This is a genomic window from Paraplanobispora takensis (genome assembly GCF_016863195.1).
Taxonomy (GTDB): Bacteria; Actinomycetota; Actinomycetes; order Streptosporangiales; family Streptosporangiaceae; genus Planobispora; species Planobispora takensis.
In genome coordinates this window covers 114,594-135,987 of sequence record NZ_BOOK01000008.1, presented here as the reverse complement: position 1 = coordinate 135,987, position 21,394 = coordinate 114,594, and the positions used below count along the sequence as shown (strand labels likewise).

Annotated in this window: 15 protein-coding genes and 3 tRNA genes; 12 read left to right on the top strand and 6 right to left on the bottom strand. The window is 73.6% G+C overall.

The window, feature by feature from the left end:
* The first annotated feature begins 59 nt into the window (after positions 1-59).
* From Pta02_RS07365 to Pta02_RS07345, 5 genes are all read left to right on the top strand, one after another.
* Positions 60-131, top strand: a tRNA-Gly gene (locus Pta02_RS07365).
* A gap of 25 nt (positions 132-156) precedes the next feature.
* A tRNA-Cys gene (locus Pta02_RS07360) sits at positions 157-227 on the top strand.
* A 15-nt stretch (positions 228-242) separates the two neighbouring features.
* A tRNA-Val gene (locus Pta02_RS07355) sits at positions 243-317 on the top strand.
* 149 nt (positions 318-466) lie between these two features.
* Positions 467-1,906, top strand: a complete 1,440-nt coding sequence (locus Pta02_RS07350) for a GGDEF domain-containing protein (RefSeq protein WP_203873928.1) — start codon at positions 467-469, stop codon at positions 1,904-1,906.
* A gap of 270 nt (positions 1,907-2,176) precedes the next feature.
* Positions 2,177-2,947: a VOC family protein gene (locus Pta02_RS07345; protein WP_203873927.1), complete on the top strand. Its 771-nt coding sequence runs from the start codon at positions 2,177-2,179 to the stop codon at positions 2,945-2,947.
* 237 nt (positions 2,948-3,184) lie between these two features.
* Here Pta02_RS07345 and Pta02_RS07340 read toward each other — a convergent pair whose 3' ends face one another.
* Positions 3,185-3,946 (bottom strand): TetR/AcrR family transcriptional regulator, encoded by a 762-nt coding sequence (locus Pta02_RS07340; protein WP_203873926.1) that lies wholly within the window; start codon positions 3,944-3,946, stop codon positions 3,185-3,187.
* Positions 3,947-4,011: 65 nt separating this feature from the next.
* Between Pta02_RS07340 and ureA the strand changes: the two genes are divergently transcribed.
* The 4 genes from ureA (at position 4,012) to Pta02_RS07320 (ending at position 9,811) form a co-directional block, all read left to right on the top strand.
* Positions 4,012-4,866 carry an urease subunit gamma gene (gene ureA / locus Pta02_RS07335; RefSeq protein ID WP_203873925.1) on the top strand — a complete coding sequence of 285 codons (855 nt, stop codon included), beginning with the start codon at positions 4,012-4,014 and terminating at the stop codon, positions 4,864-4,866.
* An 85-nt stretch (positions 4,867-4,951) separates the two neighbouring features.
* A complete protein-coding gene (locus Pta02_RS07330; protein WP_203873924.1) occupies positions 4,952-6,601 on the top strand; it encodes an urease subunit alpha in 1,650 nt (549 codons plus the stop codon).
* A 51-nt stretch (positions 6,602-6,652) separates the two neighbouring features.
* Positions 6,653-7,648 carry an agmatine deiminase family protein gene (locus Pta02_RS07325; protein WP_203873923.1) on the top strand — a complete coding sequence of 332 codons (996 nt, stop codon included), beginning with the start codon at positions 6,653-6,655 and terminating at the stop codon, positions 7,646-7,648.
* Positions 7,649-7,999: 351 nt separating this feature from the next.
* Positions 8,000-9,811 (top strand): tetratricopeptide repeat protein, encoded by a 1,812-nt coding sequence (locus Pta02_RS07320; protein ID WP_239129801.1) that lies wholly within the window; start codon positions 8,000-8,002, stop codon positions 9,809-9,811.
* Between the two features lie 123 nt (positions 9,812-9,934).
* Here Pta02_RS07320 and Pta02_RS07315 read toward each other — a convergent pair whose 3' ends face one another.
* The 5 genes from Pta02_RS07315 to Pta02_RS07295 form a co-directional block, all read right to left on the bottom strand.
* Entirely contained in the window at positions 9,935-12,475 is a 2,541-nt protein-coding gene (locus Pta02_RS07315) for an AAA family ATPase (protein ID WP_203873921.1), read from the bottom strand.
* Positions 12,476-12,639: 164 nt separating this feature from the next.
* Positions 12,640-13,764 (bottom strand): MvdC/MvdD family ATP grasp protein, encoded by a 1,125-nt coding sequence (locus tag Pta02_RS07310; RefSeq protein ID WP_203873920.1) that lies wholly within the window; start codon positions 13,762-13,764, stop codon positions 12,640-12,642.
* Positions 13,751-14,413 (bottom strand): GAF domain-containing protein, encoded by a 663-nt coding sequence (locus tag Pta02_RS07305; RefSeq protein WP_203873919.1) that lies wholly within the window; start codon positions 14,411-14,413, stop codon positions 13,751-13,753. The genes Pta02_RS07310 and Pta02_RS07305 overlap by 14 nt, the downstream gene beginning before the upstream one ends.
* Complete coding sequence (locus Pta02_RS07300) at positions 14,406-15,281, bottom strand: S8 family serine peptidase (protein ID WP_203873918.1); 876 nt, start codon at positions 15,279-15,281, stop codon at positions 14,406-14,408. The genes Pta02_RS07305 and Pta02_RS07300 overlap by 8 nt, the downstream gene beginning before the upstream one ends.
* A 70-nt stretch (positions 15,282-15,351) precedes the next feature.
* Positions 15,352-18,426: an adenylate/guanylate cyclase domain-containing protein gene (locus tag Pta02_RS07295; protein ID WP_203873917.1), complete on the bottom strand. Its 3,075-nt coding sequence runs from the start codon at positions 18,424-18,426 to the stop codon at positions 15,352-15,354.
* 244 nt (positions 18,427-18,670) lie between these two features.
* Here Pta02_RS07295 and Pta02_RS07290 point away from each other — a divergent pair, with 244 nt between their 5' ends.
* The 3 genes from Pta02_RS07290 (at position 18,671) to Pta02_RS07280 (ending at position 21,392) form a co-directional block, all read left to right on the top strand.
* On the top strand, positions 18,671-18,817 hold the full coding sequence (locus Pta02_RS07290; RefSeq protein ID WP_203873916.1) for a hypothetical protein: 147 nt from the start codon (positions 18,671-18,673) through the stop codon (positions 18,815-18,817).
* A gap of 200 nt (positions 18,818-19,017) precedes the next feature.
* Complete coding sequence (locus Pta02_RS07285; protein ID WP_203873915.1) at positions 19,018-20,052, top strand: radical SAM protein; 1,035 nt, start codon at positions 19,018-19,020, stop codon at positions 20,050-20,052.
* Positions 20,049-21,392, top strand: a complete 1,344-nt coding sequence (locus Pta02_RS07280; RefSeq protein WP_203873914.1) for an MFS transporter — start codon at positions 20,049-20,051, stop codon at positions 21,390-21,392. Before Pta02_RS07285 ends, Pta02_RS07280 begins: the two co-directional genes overlap by 4 nt.
* The last annotated feature ends 2 nt before the right edge of the window (positions 21,393-21,394 follow it).

Sequence of the window (21,394 nt, the reverse complement as noted above, 5' to 3'; positions counted from 1 at the left end):
GAGTCGCCGGGTATTCGCTAAAGTTCTCTGCGTGAGGCCGGGTTCCCCGGCGGGCACACGCGGAAGTGGCTCAGTGGTAGAGCATCACCTTGCCAAGGTGAGGGTCGCGGGTTCGAATCCCGTCTTCCGCTCGAAGGAGGCCTCCGGGCCTCGCTCGGTGGAGTGGCCGAGAGGCGAGGCAACGGCCTGCAAAGCCGTGTACACGGGTTCAAATCCCGTCTCCACCTCTGGTCTTCCCACGCGGACGATTAGCTCAGCGGGAGAGCGCTTCCCTGACACGGAAGAGGTCACTGGTTCAATCCCAGTATCGTCCACCACGCCCCCGGAGTGGGGCAGAGCACACCCCAGGCCGTACGCCTGGGGTTTTCTCTTCGGTGCCGCGCCCTCGTGACCGCCCGGAGGATCCCGGATCCGCCGGCGTGCGAACTTCCTCTCAGGAACGCCGCCGGGCTGTCGATAGGGCGGCGTGCCCAGTTATCGGATTTGGCGTGTCTATCTCCTCGGCGGTCTGATCGCCGTGGGGATCTTCGCGCTGCTCCCGGACGAGGTGTGGGCCGACGTCATGTACGCCGCGATCGGGATGTCCAGCGTCGTGGCCGTGCTCGTCACGGCGGCCCGGTTCCGGCACGCAATCGGCCTCGCCTGGGCGCTGATGGGGCTGGGCCAGCTCGCCGCCGTCTTCGGTGATGTCATGTGGCTCTACTACGAGCACATCGCCGGAGTCGACCCCTTCCCGTCCCCGGCCGACGTGCTCTATCTACTGGAATATCCGTTCGTCACCGCCTCCCTCCTCATGCTCGCCCGGCACCGCCGCTCCACGGCCGATCGGGAGGCCCGCCTCGACAGCACCATCATGGTCGTCGGCCTGGCCCTGCCGTACTGGGTGCTGCTGATCCAGCCGAACATCGGCGGGCACGACTCGCTCTTCTCCCAGCTGATCGCGCTGGGCTATCCCATCGCCGACGTGATCCTGCTGGCCGGGCTGGTGCGGCTGCTGACCACCTCGGGCACGCAGATGCCGGCGTACCGGCTGCTGACCGCCGCGCTGATCCTGCTGCTCGCCGGAGATGTGATCTTCATCATGATCGAGGGCTCGGTCATTGTCGGCGACCTGCCGTTCCTGCTGTCGTACGTGGTCTGGGGCGCCGCCGCGCTGCACCCCTCCGCCCGGGACCTGCTGCGCCCCACCCCCGACGCCCTGGCGACCTTCACCACCCGCCGGCTGCTCACGCTGACCGCCGTGGTCCTGCTCGCCCCCGGCACCCTGGCCGTGCAGCTCGCCTTCGGCTTCGAGCTCAGCGCCTGGGCCGTCACCGTCGTATCGGCCGTACTGTTCGTCCTGGTCGTGGCCCGCATGGCCACCCTCCTGCGCCGCCTGCAGGACCAGGCCCGCCGGCTCGACCGGGTCGCCCGCACCGACATGCTCACCGGCCTGCCCAACCGCCGCACCCTGGACGCCCAGCTGGCCCGCGACTACGAACGCGCCGCCCGCGAGGACGTCCCGCTGACGCTGGCCATGCTCGACCTGGACCACTTCAAGCGCTTCAACGACACCTACGGCCACCAGGGCGGCGACCAGCTGCTGGCCGGGGCCGCCAGGGCCTGGAGCCTGCTGCTGAGCTCGGCCGACATGCTGGCCCGCTACGGCGGTGAGGAGTTCGTGCTGCTGATGCCCGGCCGCGATCTGGCGGCCGCCGAGCATCTGCTGCAGGCTCTGCGCCTGGTCACCCCGCACGAGCAGACCTTCTCGGCCGGTCTCGCGCTGTGGGACGGCCGGGAGACCCCCTTGCGGCTGCTGCGCCGCGCCGACACCGCGCTGTACGCCGCCAAGACCGCCGGACGCGACCGCGTCGTATGCGCCGACCCCGCACCCGACTCGTCCGCGCGGTCCGCCACGAGGGCGTAGGGGACCGGACGAGGACTCGGGGGTCGACGGGCCCCGGGGTCCGGCGAGCGTTCAGGGATCGCTCAGGGGTGACGGGCGCCGGAGCCCTCGATCACGGCACGTGCTCCGGGGACCGCGTGGGCCCTCGGAATCGTCGGTGGGCCGTGCCAGGCTGACAGTACTCAGACGGGTGACGCCCCGCCGTGCGCCCGGCGGCAGACGCCGCCACGCGCCCGCGACAGGCCGCGACGAACGCCACCGCGACACGTAGGCACCTCGAAGGAGCATGCCATGCTCACCACGCAGTACGTCCACGGCGCTCCCAACTGGATCGACCTCGGCACTCCCGACACCGAGGGCGCCGTCGCCTTCTACGGCGGCGTGCTCGGCTGGGAGTTCCTCTCGGCCGGTCCCGAGGGGGGAGGCTACGGCTTCTTCCAGATCGGCGGTAAGACCGTCGCCGCCGTCGGCCCCCTGACCCAGGAGGGAGCGCGGACCGCCTGGACGGTCTACTTCCACACGGCCGACGGCGACGCGGCCACCAAGGCCGTCGAGCAGGCGGGCGGCACCGTACGCTTCGCCCCGTTCGCGGTCTTCGACAACGGCCGGATGGCCGGGTTCACCGATCCGGGCGGCGCCGAGTTCGCGGCCTGGGAGCCCGACAGGCTGAGCGGGCTCGATCTCGTCACCGTGCCGGGCTCGCTGGCCTGGCTGGAGCTGTACACCCCGGCCCCCGATGCGATCCGCCCCTTCTACGAGGCGGTCTTCGGCTGGAACATCCAGGATGTGCCGTTCGGCGACGCGACCTACATCACGGTGACACCCGCCGGAGGCGGCGAGGAGGCCGGCATCGCCGGCATCATGCCGCTGCAGCCCGGCGACACCGCCCGCTGGCTGCCGTACTTCGAGGTCCCCGACTGCGACGACACCGTCGCCAAGGCCGGTGATCTCGGCGGCCGGGTCGTCATGCCGGCCATGGACGCCGAGGGCGTCGGCCGCTTCGCCCACCTCGCCGACCCGTACGGCGCGCACTTCGCGGTGATCACCAGCACCCCCGTCTAGGTGCGTTTCCCGGGTCGGCCCGCCTATCGCACCCGCCCGGACGGCGTTCCGGCCTCCCGGCGAACAGGAGGCCGGGACCGCCGGCCCGCTCCCGGAGCGCGGTCCTGCGCCGGGGTGCGGTCTCCCGCCGGAGACGGCCGGAGCACGGTTCACCCGTAGGCCGGAGTACGGCTCGCCTGCGGGAACGCCGGCCGGACCCCAGTGCGGCGACTCACCCGCAGGGGCGCCGTCTGGACCTCAGCGCGGCGGCTCGCCCAGGATCGCGTGCACCGCCTGGTCGCGGGCCCAGTCCGCGTCGCAGCCGGGCAGGCCGAGCAGCACGTCGCTCGCGAGGCTGTCCATGATGCGGCAGGCGCGTCCGGCGTGCTCCGCGGCGTCGCCGACCGGGCGCAGGAGCCCGGCGACGACCCCGCGGGTCAGGATCCCGGCCAGTTCCCGCACCCACGTGCCGGTGAATCCGGCGATCCTGGCCAGGGTCTCCTCGTCCTGCGGCGGCCGGGCGATGACCTGGGCCCACAGCCGCCATCGGACGTCCGTGGCGCTCGCGGGGAGATACAGCTGCGCGAAGCGGACGACCGCCCGGCGCGGGTCGGTGACGCCCGCGAGCTCGGCGGTGCGCCGTTCGGCCAGCTCGTCCTCGCTGAGCAGCAACGTCGAGACCAGGATCCGGTCCCGCTTGCCGAAGTAGTACATGACATGGCCGCTGCTCATGCCCGCCCGCTCGGCGATGTCCCTGACCCGCACCCGCTCGGGCCCGACCTCGTCGATCGCGAGCAGCGCCGCCCGCAGGACGTGCGCCCGTACATCGGGGCGCTCCAGCCTGACCGCGGACCCCGCCGTCCGGGACCCGGGCCGGGCCTTTTCCACCCGCCGCGCATCGGCTGTCCCGGGCCGGGGCCGGGTTTCCTTCGCCTCCTGCGCCGTGGCCGTCCCCGGTCCGTCCTCGGAGGGACGCGTCCCGGCGGTCCGGGGGGCGGCGGGATCCAGCTCGGCAGTCATAGGTGACACCGTACCGGTTTAGAATGCTGCTCTAACTTTGAAGACTGTTCTAACGAGGGGTGGCCGTGCGGCTGACACCGACGGAACGCGACCGGTTGCTGCTGTTCACCGCGGCCGAGCTGGCGCGGGCCAGGAGAGCGAGGGGACTGCGGCTGAACGTGCCGGAGGCCACCGCGCTGGTCGCGGACGCGGTCTGCGAGGCCGCCCGGGACGGCGCCCGGCTGGCCGAGGCGATCGCGGCCGGGCGGACCGTGCTCGGCCCGGACGACGTGCTGCCCGGCGTGGCCGACATCGTGACCGAGGTGATGGTCGAGGCGGTCTTCGACGACGGCACCCGGCTGGCCGTGGTGACCGGCCCGATCGGCGGCGGCTCCCTGGGCACCGAGGCGCCCGGCGCCGTGATCGAGCCCGCTCCCCGCACCGCCGCCCACGAGGGCGCCACGACCCGCGCCGGCACCGCCCTCCACGCGGACGGCGACGGCGCGGCGGACCCCGTCTTCCCTGACGGCACGGGGCCGGTGGACCTCGCCTTCCCGGGTGGTGCCGGGCCGGCGGACCACGGTGCCGTCCCGCTCGACGGGGGCGCGGGCGAAGGGCCGGGTGCCGGGAACGCGGTCGAGGTGTTCAACACCGCGACCGTGCCGATCAGTGTCACCTCGCACTTCCACTTCTTCGAGGTCAACCCCCGGCTCCGCTTCGACCGGGCCGCCGCCTACGGGCGCAGGCTGGCGATCCCGGCGGGGTCGACGATCAGGTTCGACCCCGGCGAGAGCCGTACCGTGCGGCTGGTCCCGATCGGCGGCGCCCGGGTCGCGATCGGGTTCGCCGGGCTGGTCGACGGGCCGCTGGACGCCCCGGGGGCGTTCGAGCGGGCCATGGAGAAGGCGCGGGCCTGCGGATATCTGGGGAGCGACGCGTGAGCGGGCGGATGAACACGGCCGCGAGGCGGTCCATGAGCGGCTGGACGATCGCGGGCGGCGGGCCCGCCGGATCCGGGGAGACGGCATGAGCGTGTACGGCCCGCGCAAGGGCGACCTGGTCAGGCTCGGCGACTCCGGTCTCGTGGTCGAGGTCGAGCACGACTCGCAGAAGCCCGGTGAGGAGTTCCTGGCCGGGTTCGGCAAGACCGCCCGCGACGGCCTGCACCTGAAGGCCGCCTCGATCCGGGAGACCTGCGACCTGGTCATCAGCAACGTGCTGATCCTCGACCCGGTCCTGGGCGTGCGGACCGCCTCGATCGGCGTCCGGGAGGGGCGCATCCACGCCGTCGGCCGGGCCGGCAACCCCGACACCCTGGACGGCGTGGACGTGGTGGTCGGCACCGGCACCACGATCGTCTCCGGCGAGGGGCTGATCGCCACGGCCGGGGCGATCGACACCCATGTGCACCTGCTCAGCCCGCGCATCATGGAGGCCTCGCTCGCCTCCGGCGTCACCACGATCATCGGCCAGGAGTTCGGGCCGGTCTGGGGCGTCGGGGTGAACTCGCCGTGGGCGCTGCGGCACGCGTTCAACGCCTTCGACGCCTGGCCGGTGAACATCGGCTTCCTGGCGCGCGGCTCGTCCTCGCATCCGGCCCCGCTCGTCGAGGCCCTGGTGGAGGGCGGCGCGAGCGGCTTCAAGGTGCACGAGGACATGGGGGCCCACACCCGGGCGCTGGACACCGCGCTGCGGGTGGCCGAGGAGCACGACGTGCAGGTGGCGCTGCACACCGACGGTCTCAACGAGTGCCTGTCGGTGGAGGACACCCTCGCCGTGCTGGAGGGCCGGACGATCCACGCCTTCCACATCGAGGGCTGCGGCGGCGGCCACGTGCCCAACGTGCTGAAGCTGGCCGGGGTGGCCAACGTCATCGGCTCCTCCACCAACCCGACCCTGCCCTTCGGCCGGGACGCCCTGGGCGAGCACCACGGGATGATCGTGGCGGTGCACGGGCTCAAGCCCGAGCTGCCCGGGGACGCGGCTCTGGCCAAGGACCGGATCCGGGCGGGCACGATGGGCGCCGAGGACGTGCTGCACGACCTCGGGGTCATCGGCATCACCTCCTCCGACGCCCAGGGCATGGGCCGGGCGGGCGAGACGGTCCGCCGTACGTTCGCGATGGCCGGGAAGATGAAGGGCGAGATGGGCGGCGCGGGGCGCCACGACAACGAGCGGGTGCTGCGGTACCTGGCCAAGCTGACGATCAACCCGGCGATCGCGCACGGCCTGGCCCACGAGATCGGCTCGCTGGAGCCGGGCAAGCTCGCCGACGTCGTGCTGTGGCGCCCCGACCACTTCGGCGCCAAGCCGCAGCTCGTGCTCAAGGCGGGCTTCCCCGCGTACGGCGTGACCGGTGACCCGAACGCCTCCACCGACAGCTGCGAGCCGCTGGTGCTGGGCCCGCAGTTCGGCGCGCACGGCGCGACCGCCGCGGACCTGTCGGTGGCCTTCGTCAGCCAGGCCGCCGCCGCCTCGGGCGACGACCACATGACGACCCGCAGGAGGCGTGTCGGCGTGCGCGGCACCCGCGGGATCGGCCCCCGGGACATGGTGCGCAACTCCCGGCTGGGCTCGGTCCAGGTGGACGCCCTCGGCCGGGTGACCCTCGACGGCGAGGAGATCCGCTCCGAACCCGCCGAGTCGGTCTCGCTGAGCCGTCTCTACTTCCTGTGACCGCACGCCCCTCCCCTCACCCCTCCCCCTCCCCCGACCTCGGAGTCAGAGATGTTCTTCATGCCGCCGGAATGGCACCCGCACACCCGCACCTGGATGTCCTGGCCGGTGGCCGGATACGCCCTGGCCGACCCCGAGGCGTCCTACCGGGCCTGGTCCCGGGTGGCCAACACGATCGTGCGCTACGAGCCGGTCACCATGGTCGTCGACCCCAGCGGGCGCGAGTCCGCCGCCCGCTGGCTGGCCCCCGCCGTCGAGGTGGTGGAGCAGCCGCTCGACGACTGCTGGATGCGCGACAACGGGCCGACCTTCCTGCTGGACGGCCGGGGCGGCCTGGCCGGTGTCGACTGGACCTTCAACGGCTGGGGCTGGAACGACCACGCCAAGGACGACCTGGTGGCGGCGGCGGTCCTGGAGCGGGTGGGGGCGCGCCGGTTCCGCTCGCGGCTGGTCAACGAGGGCGGCGGCATCCACGTCGACGGCGAGGGAACGGTGATCGTCACCGAGACCGTGCAACTGGGCGAGAAGCGCAACCCCGGCTGGACGAAGGAGCAGGTGGAGGAGGAGCTGCGCGCCCGGCTCGGGGTCCGCAAGGTGATCTGGCTGCCGCGGGGCCTGACCGCCGACTACGGCCGGTACGGCACCAGCGGCCACGTGGACCTGCTGGCCTCCTTCGCCCGGCCCGGCCTGGTGCTGTGCCACGTCCAGCCCGACCCGTCCCACCCCGACCACGAGGTCACCCGGGAGAACCTGGCGATCCTGCGCTCCTCGACCGACGCCAAGGGGCGCCCGCTGGAGGTCGTCGAGCTGCTCGCGCCGGAGACCCGGGAGGCCGGCGGGGAGCTGGTCGACTATTCCTACATCAACCACTATCTGGCCAACGGCCTGGCCCTGCTCTGTTCGTTCGACGATCCGCGGGACGCCGAAGCGGCGGAGACGTTCTCCAAACTGTTTCCCGAACGTAGCATCGAATCAGTGGACGCCCGTGCCATCTTCGCTCTCGGCGGCGGCATCCACTGCATCACCCAGCAACAGCCTTCTTCCTGAAAGGTCGGCTCACAGATGATGATCCGCTTTTGTTTGTCTATAGTTTGTCCGCATCTGGCCACTATCTGATGCAGATCTTGTAAACGCATGCAGGTTCTGCGAATACTTTCGACTGTTCTTACCGTGGAGAGAGGCACCAATGAAGCAGGTCATCGTTCACAAGCCCGGTACCGTCGCCCTCACTGGCGCCGCCAGCCCCAAGCACGTCGGCTGAGAACCGGAACGTGGCACCGGCGCCCGCGCAGGGCGCCGGTCCGCGACGAGACCTGAGGAGATCCGGTGAGCCGGGGACCCATTCCCTCGGAGGAATCATCGGAGGACCCCCTCCTTCCTCCTCTGCTCCTGCCCCCCGTGGACGCCGACCGGCGTCTGTGCGGGCCCTACACCGCCGCGAGCGCGATCGTCTCGGCCGTGGTGCCCTCGGCCCCGCCGGAACTGGTCGCCCGCTATGACATCGAGCTGCGTACCGTGGCCCCCGACCTGCACGACGTGGTGCCCGCCCGGCGTCAGTCCAGGGCCGCCCACCTTCCCAAAGCGGAGCGCATCCTGGTGCACGCGCCCCGCAGGACGCTGCGCATCGCCAACGGCCTGGCCGAGTTCCTGCACGAGCACCTGACCGGGACCGGCCCGCGCGCGCTCGTCGTCGAGAACACCGCCGAGGCCGACCCCACCGACCGCGAACTGCTGGAGGTGCTGCGCCGCCGGGTCGATCCCGGGCTGCTCACCGTGGTGACCCGCGAGGGCGGCGCGCCCCCGGACCGGCTCACCCCCGAGGAGCACGACGAGCGCGCCGACGAGCTGGAGCGGCAGGGCGCGATCGGTCCCCGGCTCGGCGCGGTGCCGTACCACCGCGAGCACGGCACCGATCCACGCAAGGCGGTGGAGTCCCTGAGGTTCGCCGTCGAGTGGTGCCTGGACGCCGGGTGCCACCACGCGGTCGCGGAGCTGGGCCTGCGAGCGCTGCCGCTGGTCGACCCGGAGGCCGAGCCGGAGGTGTGGTGGCGGTTCCTGCACAGCACCGCGACCGCCCTGGGCTCGCTGAAGCGGGAGGACGAGGCGGAGGCGCTGTTCGACCGGGCCCGCCAGGAAAGCGTTTCCCCCGTCACCCACGCGGCCGCCGCCTACTCCACCGGCATGTTGAAGGTCCGCCATCACGACGCGACCCGGCGCGACCTGGGCACGGCCCTGGCGTGGGTGAACGAGGCGATCGCCATCTCCACCCTGCTGCCCGACCCGGGTGAGCGGGCGTTCAAGCTGGGCTTCGACCTCAACGGCCGGGCACTGATCGAGGTACGGCGCGGCCGTCCCGCAAAGGCCATGGAGCTCGTCCAGCAGGCGCTGGACCTGGCCGAGCAGGGGCTGCGGCCGGACGAGCACCCGATCCACCGGCTGGTGCTGCTGGCCAACCGGGCGCAGCTGGCCATCATGCTGGGCCGTCCGGAGGAGGCGCTGGAGGACCTGGACAAGGTGATCGCCGCCGACCCCGGATATCCCGACTACTACATCGACCGGGGCAACCTGCTGTACCGGCTCGGCCGGGCGCGGGAGGCCGCGGCCGACTACGAGACGGCGATGCGGGTGGGCCCGCCCTTCCCCGAGCCGTACTACAACCGGGCCGAGATCCGCTTCTCCTCCGGCGACCATACCGGTGCGCTCGCCGACCTGGACCACGCCCTGGAGCTGGACCCCGAGTTCGTCGACGCGCTGGCCAACCGCGCGGGACTGCTGGTCTCGCTCGGCGAGCTCGGCAGGGCCCGCGCGGACACCGAGGCCGGGCTCGCGCTGGAGCCCGGCCATCCCTACCTGCTGTGCGCGCTGGGCCAGGTCAAGACGGCCGAGGGCGACCACGCCGGGGCGCGGGAGGCCTTCGACCGGGCGCTGGAGCGTTCCCCCTCGCTGAGCGCGGCCTGGGCCGGCCGGGGCGTGCTGTCCTTCGAGAGCGGCGACCCCGAGGGCGCGGTCGGCGACTTCACCCGCGCCCTGGAGTCGGGCGCGGACGCGGCGCTGCTGTTCAACCGGGCGATGGCGCTGCGCGCGGCGGGCCGGGGCCGGGAGGCCGCGGCCGACCTGGCCAGGGCGCTGGAACTGGCCCCCGACGACGAGGACATCCGGCGGGAACTGGCCGTCTTCAACGGCGAGGGGTGGCACGAGGACAGGCCGTGACGGCAGGGCGTGACGGCAAGGCGCGGTGGCAAGCCTGATGGCGAGGCATGGCGGCGGGGCGTGACGGGCCCGGCCGATCCGGCGCCCCGCCGGGCGGTCACGCCCGTCCGCGCCTTGTCCGGCTCACGCCGTCTCACCCGCGGGGAACGCTTCGCTTGCGGGCGTGCGGAGCAGGGACCGGAGCTGGGAGCGGCCGGAGATCCCCAGCTTGGTGTAGGCGCGGGCGAGGTTGTTGTTGACGGTGGCCACGGCCAGGCCCAGCCGGGAGGCGATCTCGGCGCTGGTGTGGTGGGCGGCCAGCAGGAGCACCTCGCGTTCGCGGGGGCTGAGCACGGTGACCAGGCGGGTCGCCTGCAGCAGCGGGGTACGGGCGCCGGGAAAGGCGGCGCGCAGTTCCTGCGCGTGCGCCTCGGCGATCTCGGCCCGCGCCACGCGCGCGTTGCCCCGGTGGCGGTGTCCCGCGACGGTGTAGGCCTCGGCGGCGTGCAGGTCGTAGCCGAGCGCCCGGAACCGCCCGGCCGCCGCCTCCAGGTCCGCGGCCCCGTCGGATGCGCCCATCGCCCGGACGGCGCGCCCGGCGATCCCGGCCAGGTCGTGGTCGATGCCGTCCAGCCGGACCGGATCCGGCCGGCCGCCCAGGCGCGCGACGTCGTAGAGGGCCAGCGCCTCGACGGCCGGGTATCCGGCCCGGCGGGCCAGCCCGGCGCCGCGCCGCGCCGCGGCGATCGCTCCGGCCACGTCGCCGCGGGCGTAGGCCGTCCAGGCCCGCCACGTCTCGATCCACGGCGTGAAGATCCTGTTGGAGGGATGCGCGCGGGCGTCGGCGTCGGCGACGAGCAGGCCCGCCTCCGCGTCGCCGCGCATGGCACCGACGGCGGCGCGGGCGGCCTGGCAGCAGCGGGCCAGCCGTACGGTGTCGTTGACCGCGAACCCGGCGTGCGCCTCGGCGAGCAGCCGGTGCGCGTCGTGGAGGTGGCCGCGGGCCGTGGCCGCGAACCCGCCGAGCAGCGCCCAGCAGGCGAGCATCATGGCGGCTCCGGCGTCGGCCGCCGACCGGTACTCGGCCGCGGCGAGATCCTGCGCCTCCGCCGGGCGCCCGCCGGCCAGCAGGCCCAGGAACGCGCCGACGTTCACCTCGAACGGGCCCCACGGCATCGTGTCGGTGTTCGCGGCGGCGACCGTGAGACCGCGGTCGCGCGCGGGACCGGTCTCCTCGGCGCGCCCGAGGAATCCGGCGGCGCTCGAGGCCGTCGCGGCGGCCCACATGACGGCCCTCGGCTCGGCCGCGGGGTCGTTCAGGACATCGCGGGCGAGGCGGGCGGCCTCGGCGCAGCGGCCGTCGAAGCACAGCAGCCAGGACCTCGACGCCCGCGCCGTGGGGTGGTCTTCCCAGTCGTCCAGTACGGCCAGCGCCGCCTCGATGTCGCCGGTGCCCCAGTAGACGGTCTTGGCCCGGGTGACGGCCCAGGCCATCTCGTCGCCGGCCTCGGCCGCCGGTGAGGCGGGCAGGACCTCGGCGGCGTCCTCGGTGCGTCCCTGCAGGGCGAGGATCTCGGCCAGCAGCCGGTCGGCCTGCCGTCCGGGCCGCGCCGCGCACCCGGCGCGGGCCAGGCGCTCGGCGAGCTGGAGATCGGCGTGCGCGATCGCCAGCCGTACTCCCGCGGGCAGGAGGTCGGGCCGGCTGACGGCGCCGCCCTCGACCTGCCAGACGGCGGCCTGCAGCGTGTCGTGGCGCCGTCGCAGCGGAGTGGACAGCAGCGCCCGCGCCAGCGCCCGATAGGCGCGCGTGGCCCGGGTGACCGTCAGCCGGGACCTCAGCACCTCGCCGTAGAGCGGATGGCCGAAACGCGCCTGACGGCGGTCGCCCGAGCGTTCCACCACGATGACACCGCCGTCCTCGGCCCGGGTCACCGCGGCGAGCCCCACCACGCGCTCCAGCAGTGCCAGCGCCAGCGGCTCGCCGCAGGCCACCAGCTCGGCCACCCGCAGGCTCTCCGGGTCGAGCCGGGTCAGTCTCGAGGTGATCAGTTCGGTGAGGCCGCCCAGCTGCCCGCCGTACAGCAGCTCGCGCAGGGCCAGCGGGTTGCCGTGCGCCAGCCGGTGCAGCCGCCGCCGGGCGGGGGCGTCCAGGCCGTCGGCGCGCGCCCGGTCGATCAGCCTGTCGATGATCTCCTGCGGCAGCGGGGGCACCTCGATCCGGACGCCTCGGCCGTCGGTCACCAGCCGGGCGGGCGCGTCGGAGACCTGCGCGTCCGCCGGCGCCGTCAGGACGAGGAAGGCGAGCCGGTGCGCGGCGAGGTGCGCGACCAGCGTGGCGGAGGCGTCGTCGAGCAGGTGCGCGTCGTCGACGACGATCACCGTACGGCTCCCGCCGCCCCGGCGGCCCATGCTCCGCGCGGTCGCCCGGATCACCTCCACGGAGCCGTCGGACCCGGTCCCGTCCGGCAGGAGCGGGGCGACCGCGCCGAACGGGATGGCGGCGGCGGCCCGGGTGGCCGTGATCCACAGGGGGTGCGCCCGGTCCAGGCCGCCCACGGCCTCCCGGGCCAGGCGGGTCTTGCCGATCCCGGCCGGCCCGCTGAGCAGCACGACGTCCGTCTCGGACCCGGCGAAAGCGGAGCGGATCTGCGACAACTCCGCCCGGCGTCCCTCGAAGGGCCACATCCGAAGTCTCCTCACCCACCGCCCGGAACACACCACCCGGAACACCCCGCCCGGAACACACCACGCGGAATTCGCCGCACGAGGCCCGGCGGATGGAGGAGAGGCCGATCACTTCAGGCCGGTCACTTCCGGCTGATCACTTCAGGCCGGTCACTTCCGGCCGGTCACTTCCGGCCGCTCAGGAAGGCCAGCAGGTCGAAGCCTCCGGACGGGGAGGGGGCCGCGGCGGGCAGGTGCGCGCGGTGCAGGCCGCACAGCATGCGGGCCACGGCCATGGTGACGGCGGTCGTGCCGGCCTTCGTCTCGATCCAGCGCCAGTCCCCGTCGGGGTCCATCTCGAGGAAGACCGGTTCGCCGTCCCGCATCAGGAAGTCGAAGGCGCAGCAGCGCAGCGCCAGCGCCCCCGCCAGCGCCCGGACGGCGCGGACGACGCCGGGCGGCGGGTCGGTGACGTGGACGGAGACCCGGTCCTCGCGCACCCACAGGTCCTCCGGCGCGGTCTTGACGACCCGGAAGCCGTACAGCTCCCCCGCCACGTAGTGGACGCGCAGCTCGGCGTCGTGCTCGACGTACTCCTGCACGACGACCGGCGGACCGGGCCGGGCCGCGGGGGCCGGGCCGCCGCGGGCCACGATCGCCGGGAACACGCCGGTCAGCGTCCCGGGCGCCGCTTCCACGAAGTGCCGGTGCGCCGCCTTGATCACCAGCCGGGTGCCGCGGAGCTCCTCCCCCGCCCGTCCGGGGTCGGTGGTGATCAGCGTCGCCGGCACCGCGACGCCGAACGACGCGGCCAGGCGCAGCTGCGCCAGCGTCCGCAGGCGGGGAGGCCGCAGGCCGACTGCCGCGACCTCGCAGAGCTGGTCGGCCACCGACTCCCAGGACTCACGCAGGAAGAGGTCGCGCGCGGGTTCCCCGGTGCCCTCGATGGCACCGGCCGAGAAGTGCCGCGGCCACACCACGGTGGGCCGCACCCGGCGGCCGTTCACGCGCACGATCCCCCGCAGCGGGTCCACCAGGAGGTCGGCGCCGTCGACCCCGTCGGCGTCGAGCCGTACGACCTGCACCCCCACCCTGCCGAGCAACTCGGCCACGGCGCGGAACTCGCCGTCCCCGCAGCGGCTGACGAGCAGGACGGCGGGCGAGGGCGCGCGGTCGCCGGGAGGCCGGGTCCGGGGTCCGGGGGGAGGTTGCGCCCGGGGCCCGGCGGGCCCCGCCGGCGGCCGCAGGTCGAGCACGTGGCGGGGCGCCGACAGCTGGCCGAGGAACGCCGCGGCGTTAGGGGGAGGCAAGGGAGATCTCCTCGGCCGCCAGGAGTTCGTCGGCGGTGGCCAGCAGCTTGCGCACGGTCGCCGCGGCCGGGCCGGCCCCGCCCAGCCGTTCCGCCACCCGGTGCAGCAGGGCCAGGTCCTCGCCGTCGGCCGCCGCCGGCCCCGGCCGGGCGTCGCCGCCCCACCGCAGCCGCACGAGCAGTTCCAGCGCGAGGGCGACCTCGGTGGCCAGCAATGCGAGCAGGTCGACGTCACCCAGGTCGCCGCGCGGGCGCAGGCCGCGGTCCAGCACCTCGACGACCCCGATGCACTCCCCGTCCTTGATCAGCGGCGCGGCCATGATGCTGCGCGGCACGTAGCCGGTCGACTCGGCGGCGCCGCGGGCGAACCGCTCGCTCTCGCGCACGTCGTCGACCAGGAGCGGCTGGCCGCACGTGGCCACCCACCCGGCGATGCCGGTGCCGCCGGGGAAACGCGTGCCGACGAGCACCTCCTCGCCCTCGCCCGCGACCGCCTCGAAGACCAGCTCGCCCGTCCGGTGGTCCAGGAGGAAGACCGAGGCCGCCGCGGCGCCGAAGACGCGGCAGGCCACCTCCACGATGGACTGCAGCAGCCGGCGCTGCGTGAGGTCCGGCTCCACCGGCCCGTTCGCCTCCGATGTGTCAGACACTGGTGTCTCCCTCTCTCCCGGCCACGTTCTTGGAGGCCAGGTAAAGCACGGACTTGAGCTGGAAGGGGGTCAGCGACCGGTGCTTGCTCAGGATGAGAGAGCAGATGCCGGTGATGTGCGGGGTGGCGAAGCTGTTGCCGGTGCTCAGGATCTCCCCGCCGCCCGGCCAGGCCACCCGGACCCGGAGGCCGCGGGCGTAGAACTCCACCGGCGGCGACGGGTTGTAGTAGAAGGTCATCGGGTCGGCCTCGTCATGGCTGGCGACGGAGATGACCGAGGAGAACAGCCAGGGGAAACTCCGCACCGGCATGTTGTGCGCGGACGCGACCAGCACGCAGCGGCGGAAGTAGGCGCGGTCGGCCAGCTCGTGCAGGGCGGGGCGGAACTGTGCCTTCGTCGTCGACAGACTCATGTTGATGACGTCGTAGCCCTGCTCGATGGCCCACTCCAGCCCGGCGAGCAGGATCTCCCCGGTGCCGCTCCTGCCCTCGGTGAGGACCCGGAGCGAGGTGAGGGAGACGCCGGGGGCGATCGACCTGATCACGCCGGCGCACGCCGTACCGTGACCGGCGAGGTCGTACGGCTCCGCCTCGGTCACCGAGAGCTCCCCCCGCGCTCCCCGTACGACCTCGAACGCGCCCTCGAGCCCGCCCACCCGGGGATGGGCGCCGTCGACACCGCTGTCGAGCACGCACACGCGCAGACCGGAACCGTCGGCGCCGCCCCAGGCCCACTCGGGGGTCACCCGGGTCAGCGGGGTCACGTCGAAGCGTTCGTGCGCCCGCTCGGCGGTGGGCGCGCCCCAGGCGGGCACGCCGGGAAAGTGGTTGCGCGGCGGGCGTCGCCAGGGAGGCACGTCGGCCGCCACCGCCGGTCCACCTCTCGCCCTCATCGATCCGTCCGTCGCCCCCACCGGTTCACCTCTCGCCCCCATCGGTTCAGGCACCGCCATCGACCCACCTCTCGACCCGGGAGACCAGCAGGGTGGCGCCCTTCGCCGCGTAACGCCCGGCCGCGCGGCGCGCGGCGTCCGCCGACTCGCCGGACCGGCCGGCCGCCCGCAGCACGACGGCGGCGTCGAAGAGCACGTCCCCGGCCAGACACGGGTCGTCGACCGGCCCGCTCAGCTCGCGGGCCTCGGCGACCATCGCGACGGCCTCGTCGTGGCGCCCGTACGCCGAGGCGATCCGGCCCCGGAGCGAGGCGACGGCGATGCGCGTGCGCAGGCCCGGACCGGCGGCGCGCCGTACCAGCCGGTCCAGGGCCGCGGCGGCCTCGCCGGTCCTGCCCCGGTGGAAGAGCTCCCGGGCGGCGGCGGCCTCCGCCGTGTCGGCGTCCGGGGCACGCGGCGCCGCCCGCAGGGCCGCCGCCGCCCGCCGGAAGAGCTCCTCGGCCCGGTCGTGGGCGCCGGCCAGCGACTCCACGACGCCGGACATCTCCAGCACCGCGGCGTCCGCCAGGTCGAGGTGGAGGTCGCCCGCGTGCTCGCGGGCGGCGCCCAGGGTACGGCGGGCGTCGCCGATCCGGCCCGCCAGCGCCGTCAGGTACGCCCGGGTCACGAGCACCGGCACCAGGAGCGCCCGGTTGGCGGCGAACCGCGCCGACAGCGCGGCGCACAGCTCCAGTCCCTCGCCGAGACGGCCCGGCGTCCACTTGGCGACCTCGCAGATCGCGCAGAGCAGCCGGTCCTCCTCGTAGCGGTCCCGCATGGCGCGGGCCCTGGCGAGCGCGTGGCGCAGGGACGCGTCGGCGCCCGCGCTCTCCCCCGTGAGGTGCAGGTAGGCCCGGAGCTGGTGGTACCTGCACCAGATCAGGTCGTCGTCCGCCTCCTCGCGCAGCTCGGCGGCGAGCCGGTCGGCGTCGGCCCGCACCGCCTCCGGCGGGGCCAGCCCGAGCCGGAGCGCGACCACGCAGCGCTGGATGGCGCACGTGATCCGCGTGCGGCGGCCGTCCCCGCCCGCGGACTCCTCCGCCGCCAGGACGGCGAGGCACCGCTCCGCGTCCTGCATCCCCAGCCAGGCGTCGCAGATGTGCAGCGCGACGGCCAGGCGGCGGGGGTCTCCGGCGCCCAGGAGTGCGCGCCCGCGTTCCAGCAGGGCCGCGGCGGCCGGGAGGTCCTTGCGCCGCAGCGCCCGCTCGCCCTCCTCGATCAGCACGCCGGCGGCGTGCGGGGCCAGGTCGGGCAGCCGCGTGTCGCCGGGCAGGAGGTCGCGCTGCAGGTGGCAGGCGGCCTCCACGTGGCAGGCGAAGGCCAGGCGGCCCTCCCCGTCCCGCCCCAGCCCGCGGGCGAGGAACAGGTGCCTGCGCCGGCGGTGGGCCTTGGGGGTCTGCGCGTAGGCGGTGTCGCGGAGCAGCGACTGCCGGAACCGGAGGTTCTCCCGGTCGACGCGCTGGACGATCCGCCGCCGGAGGAGCCTGTTCACCACCTCCGGCGCCGCGACGTCGGCGCCTTCGTCGCCGGCCATGGCCCGCAGCGTGTCGTGGGAGAAGTCGCGACCGGCCACCGCGGCCATCTCCACCAGCCGCCGCTCGTCGTCCGGGAGCTGGTCCAGGCGGGCGCTGAGCAGCGCGTGGACGGTGGGCGGGATCCGCGCGCCGGGGGCGGTGCCGATGGAGACGGGCGCGGTGCCGACGGGGCCGGGCGCGGTGTCGGCGAACAGGTCCAGCATCAGCTCGGCGAAGAGCGGATTGCCCTCGCATTCGACCGCGATCCGTTCGCGGGCGTCCCGGTGCTCGTGAGACTGCACCTCGGCGTGCGCGGCCAGCTCGCCGACCAGCCTGGCGCTCTCCTCGCGGGTCAGGGGTCCCAGTTCGAGCGTCGAGGCGCACGGCTTGCCCCCGCCCCAGGCCGGGCGGATCTCCAGCAGTTCGGTGCGGGCGACGCACAGCAGCAGCACGGGCACGTCGAGCAGCCAGGTCGCGATGTCGTCGATCAGGTCCAGGAGGGTTTCCTCGGCCCGGTGGAGGTCGTCCCAGACCATGATCACCGGCCGTTCCCCGCCGAGCTCCTCAAGGAGGTATCTGACGGCCCAGGAGATCTCCTCGACACCCGCCGGTTCACCGGCGGCCATGACGGCCTCGAGGGTGCGGACCGCCCGCGCGCCGGCCTCGGAGCCGGAGGAGACCGGTCCGGCGAGTCCGGCCCAGTTCTCGTGGAGCATGCCCGCCAGGGGCGCGTAGGTGACGCCCCGGCCGTAGGCGGAGCATCTCCCCCGCAGGACGACGGCCGCGCCGTCGGCGAGCGTGGCGAGGAACTCCCCGACCAGGCGGGTCTTGCCGATCCCGGGCGCACCCAGGACGGTGACCAGGCACACCTGCCCGCGATCCCTCACCCGCCGCAGGCCGTGCCCGAGCTCGTGGAGCTCGTCGTCGCGTCCGACCAGCGGCGCGCCCGGCGTCCCCGGCCCGTCGCGTTCGCCCGCCGCGGGGTCGGTGACGCGCCACGCGGGTACGGCGGCGGCCTTGCCCTTGAGCCGCATCCGCGGCACGGGCTCGACGCCCACGTGCCCCCGCACGACGGCCGCGGTCCGCTCGCCGATGAGGATCTCACCCGGCCGGGCGGCGCCCTGGAGCCTGCTCGCGGTGTTGACCGCGTCCCCGACGACTCGGAAGCCGCCGTCCGGCGCGGTGATCACCATGACCTCGCCCGTGCACAGGCCGCACCGGGCCTCCAGCCGCACACCGTGGCTCGCGGTGACGTCGGCGTTGAGCGCGCCGAGTGCGCCGAGTGCGCCCGCGGCGGCCCGTACCGCGCGCACGGCGTCGTCCTCCCGGGTCACGGACGCGCCGAAGACCGCCATGACGGCGTCGCCGATGAACTTCTCCACCTCTCCGCCGTACTCGCCGACGGCGGACACGCACGCCGCGAAATAGCGGTCCAGCAGCTCGCGCAGCGGTTCGGGATCGAGCCGTTCCGCGAGTTCGGTGGAACCGACGATGTCGATGAACAGGCTGGTGACGGTTTTCCGCGCCTCCCGCGACGGGCCCCCGGATCCGACCGGCGTTCCGCACATCGCGCAGAATCGGCTGCCGCCGTTCAACGGGGTGCCGCAGGAAATGCAATTCATCGCCCTGGTCCAGCCATATCCATGACGACAGTGTCGGTGCCGGAAACGCAGCCGTCCATACACCCTTTGGGCCAGAAGAATCCGGTCAACAGGCGATGAGCAGCGGACATACCGCTGTCGAACCGGCGGGAAACCGCCGCCATACCGTCCTCTCCTACGGTGGTACCACCGCAACAAGAAAGGACAGAAAATGTCTGACCCCGAGAAGCGGCAAAACGAAGAGACGCCGCAGGAGAACGACGAGAGCATCGACGTGGTCGCGCACGACGCCGAAGAGGAGGAGGACCCCTGTCTGTGGTTCTCCGGCCAGTGCGCCCTCTACTACGCGGATTCGTGAGCGGACCGGAAAAAGACGACTAGGCATCGAGGCGTATTGAAATGAGTGGGCACAGGATCAGCCATGTTCCTCGCGAACGGATCATCCGAGGAAAGGACAACTGGTGGTTCTTGGGCCCCGGCGGGGTGGCCCGGCTTCGTGCCGGGCACCTCACCCCCGCGGGGACGCCGACTCCGTCGGCGACGCGCCGGTTGGCGGAGATGGGCCTGTTCCGTACGAGCCCACCGAAGATCTACTCGCTGACCGTGCTCACCAGCACCGACTGCAACCTGGGCTGCGGTTACTGCTTCCAGAACGTCGAGCAGGACCCGACGGGCGGCAACCGGCCGCCCCGGATCTCCCATGCCCGGCTGACCTCCGAGACCATCACCGGCGTTTTGGAGTTCACCCGGCGCCGGATGGCCGCGGCCGGGCTGCAGGCGCTCCACGTCCTGCTCTTCGGCGGCGAGCCGCTGCTCAATCCGCGCGGCTGCCGGGAACTGCTCGCCCGCGCGGCCGACTACGGGCTCGTGTCGGCGTCGATGATCTCCAACGGCACCCTGCTCACCCCCCTGCTGGCCGGGCAGCTGGCCGGGCTCGGCCTCCGTTCGGTGCAGATCACCTTCGACGGGGACGCGGCCACGCATGACGCCATCCGGGTGCGCCGCTCGGGCGGCGGCACCTTCGAGGGCATCATCCGCAACATCACGAGGGTGTCGGAGACGACGCCTCTGGGGTGGGCGCTGCGCGTCAACGTCTCCCATCTCAACTACGCGGGGATCGACGCCCTGCTCGACACCCTGGCCGACAGGCTCGACCCGTCCAGGTGCGCCATGCAGTTCGCCTGGGTCGGCGACGTGGGGATCGGTTACGCCAACGAGATGCGGCACACCGCCGACCTCGCGGAGCGGTTCTTCCGATGGCGGCGGCACGCGCTCGAACTCGGCTTCACCGTGAGCCGTCCGCGCGCCCATCTGCCCTGCGGGACGTGTTCGCACGCGAACGGCCTGTACGGCGCCGTGGTCAACGCGGACGGGACCCTGTCCAGCTGCTGGGAGACGGCCGGCAAACCCGGCTGGCAGGTCGGGAGCGTCGTGGACGGCTATCTGCCCTCCGAGCAGACCGAGGACATCTGGGTCTCGTGCGACGACAAGAACCACTACTCCGATGACGATCGGGCGGTGGCGGCGTTCAACGACGCCGCCGACGCCGCGTTCCTCGACTATCTCGCCGAGACCGGACGGTTGCGGCCATGACCGGTGCGGCCGGCTCGATCAGCCTGTGGCGCGACCGCGACTACCGCAACTACCGCGTCTCCCGGGCGGTCTCCCTGCTCGGCAGCCACATGTCGGGCCTGGCCTTCCCCCTCCTCGTACTCGGCATGGGCGAGAGTGCCGTCAAGGCGGGGCTGCTGGGGACCTGCGCGGTCGTCGTCGGCACGCTCTCCAAGCTCCCCGCGGGGCATCTGGCCGATCGGTTCGACCAGAAACGGCTGATGCTGGCCATGGACGCGGTACGGCTCGCGGCCGTCGGCTCCATCCCCCTGGCGGCGGCGCTCGGCCACCTGACCTTCCCCCAGCTGGTGGCGGTGGCCCTGGTCGAGGGCGTCGCGACCGCGATCTTCGGCAGCGCGGCCATGGTGTTCGTCCGCGTGGTCGTGCCGCCGGCGCAGTTCGCCCTCGCGATGAGCCAGAGCCAGCGGATATTCGGGATCGCCGCGCTCGTCGGCCCGATGCTGGGAGGCGCGCTGTACGCGGTGGATCCGTTCCTGCCCTTCGTCGTCGACACGGTCTCCTACGCCGTGTCGGGCGTGCTTCTCCTGGGGGTGTCGGCGCGTCCGGGGGAGCGTGGGCGGGGGGAGGACGAGCCCGCCGGCGAGGATCGGCGGGTCACCGCCGGCCTGCGCTGGCTCGCGGCCCATCGCGGCGTCCTCGGCCTCACCGCGTTCTGCGCGGTGCTCAACCTGGTCGGGGCCGCGTCGGGACTGGCGGCGGTGCTCGTGATGAGCGGGCAGGGCGTGCCGAGCGGCGTGATCGGGATCGTGATGGCCTGTACCGGATGCGGCGTGGTGGCCGGATCACTGGTCGTCACGCGGGTCATGAAGCTGGGACCGGTACGCCTCTATCCGGCCGTCGGCCTGCTGTGGGCGGGCTCCTTCGGGATCCTGTCGCTCTCCCAGTCCCCCTGGGTCATGGGCGCCTGCCTCACCTTCATGGCCGCGCTCGGGCCCTCGGCCTCGGTGATGCTGTTCCAGCTCGTCGCGGAGCGGTCCCCCCGAAGCATGTACGGGCGGGTCATCGCGGCGCAGGGCCTCATCAGCACCAGCCTGGCCTTCGCCGGCCCGCTGCTGGCCGGGGTCATGGTGGCGTGGTTCGGCGGCACGACCGTCTGGCTGGTGTTCGCGGGACTGTGCCTGGCGGCCACCCTCGTCGCGATCCCCTCCCTGATCGAGGCGGGCCGGGCGGCGGAACCCGCGGAGACATCAGAGCCCGCGGAGACCTTAGAGCCCGCGGAGACCGCGGAGCCCGACGTGCTCGCGCACGACGTACGGGACCCGCGGACCGGACCGGAGACCCGGCATGAGAGACGACCATGAGA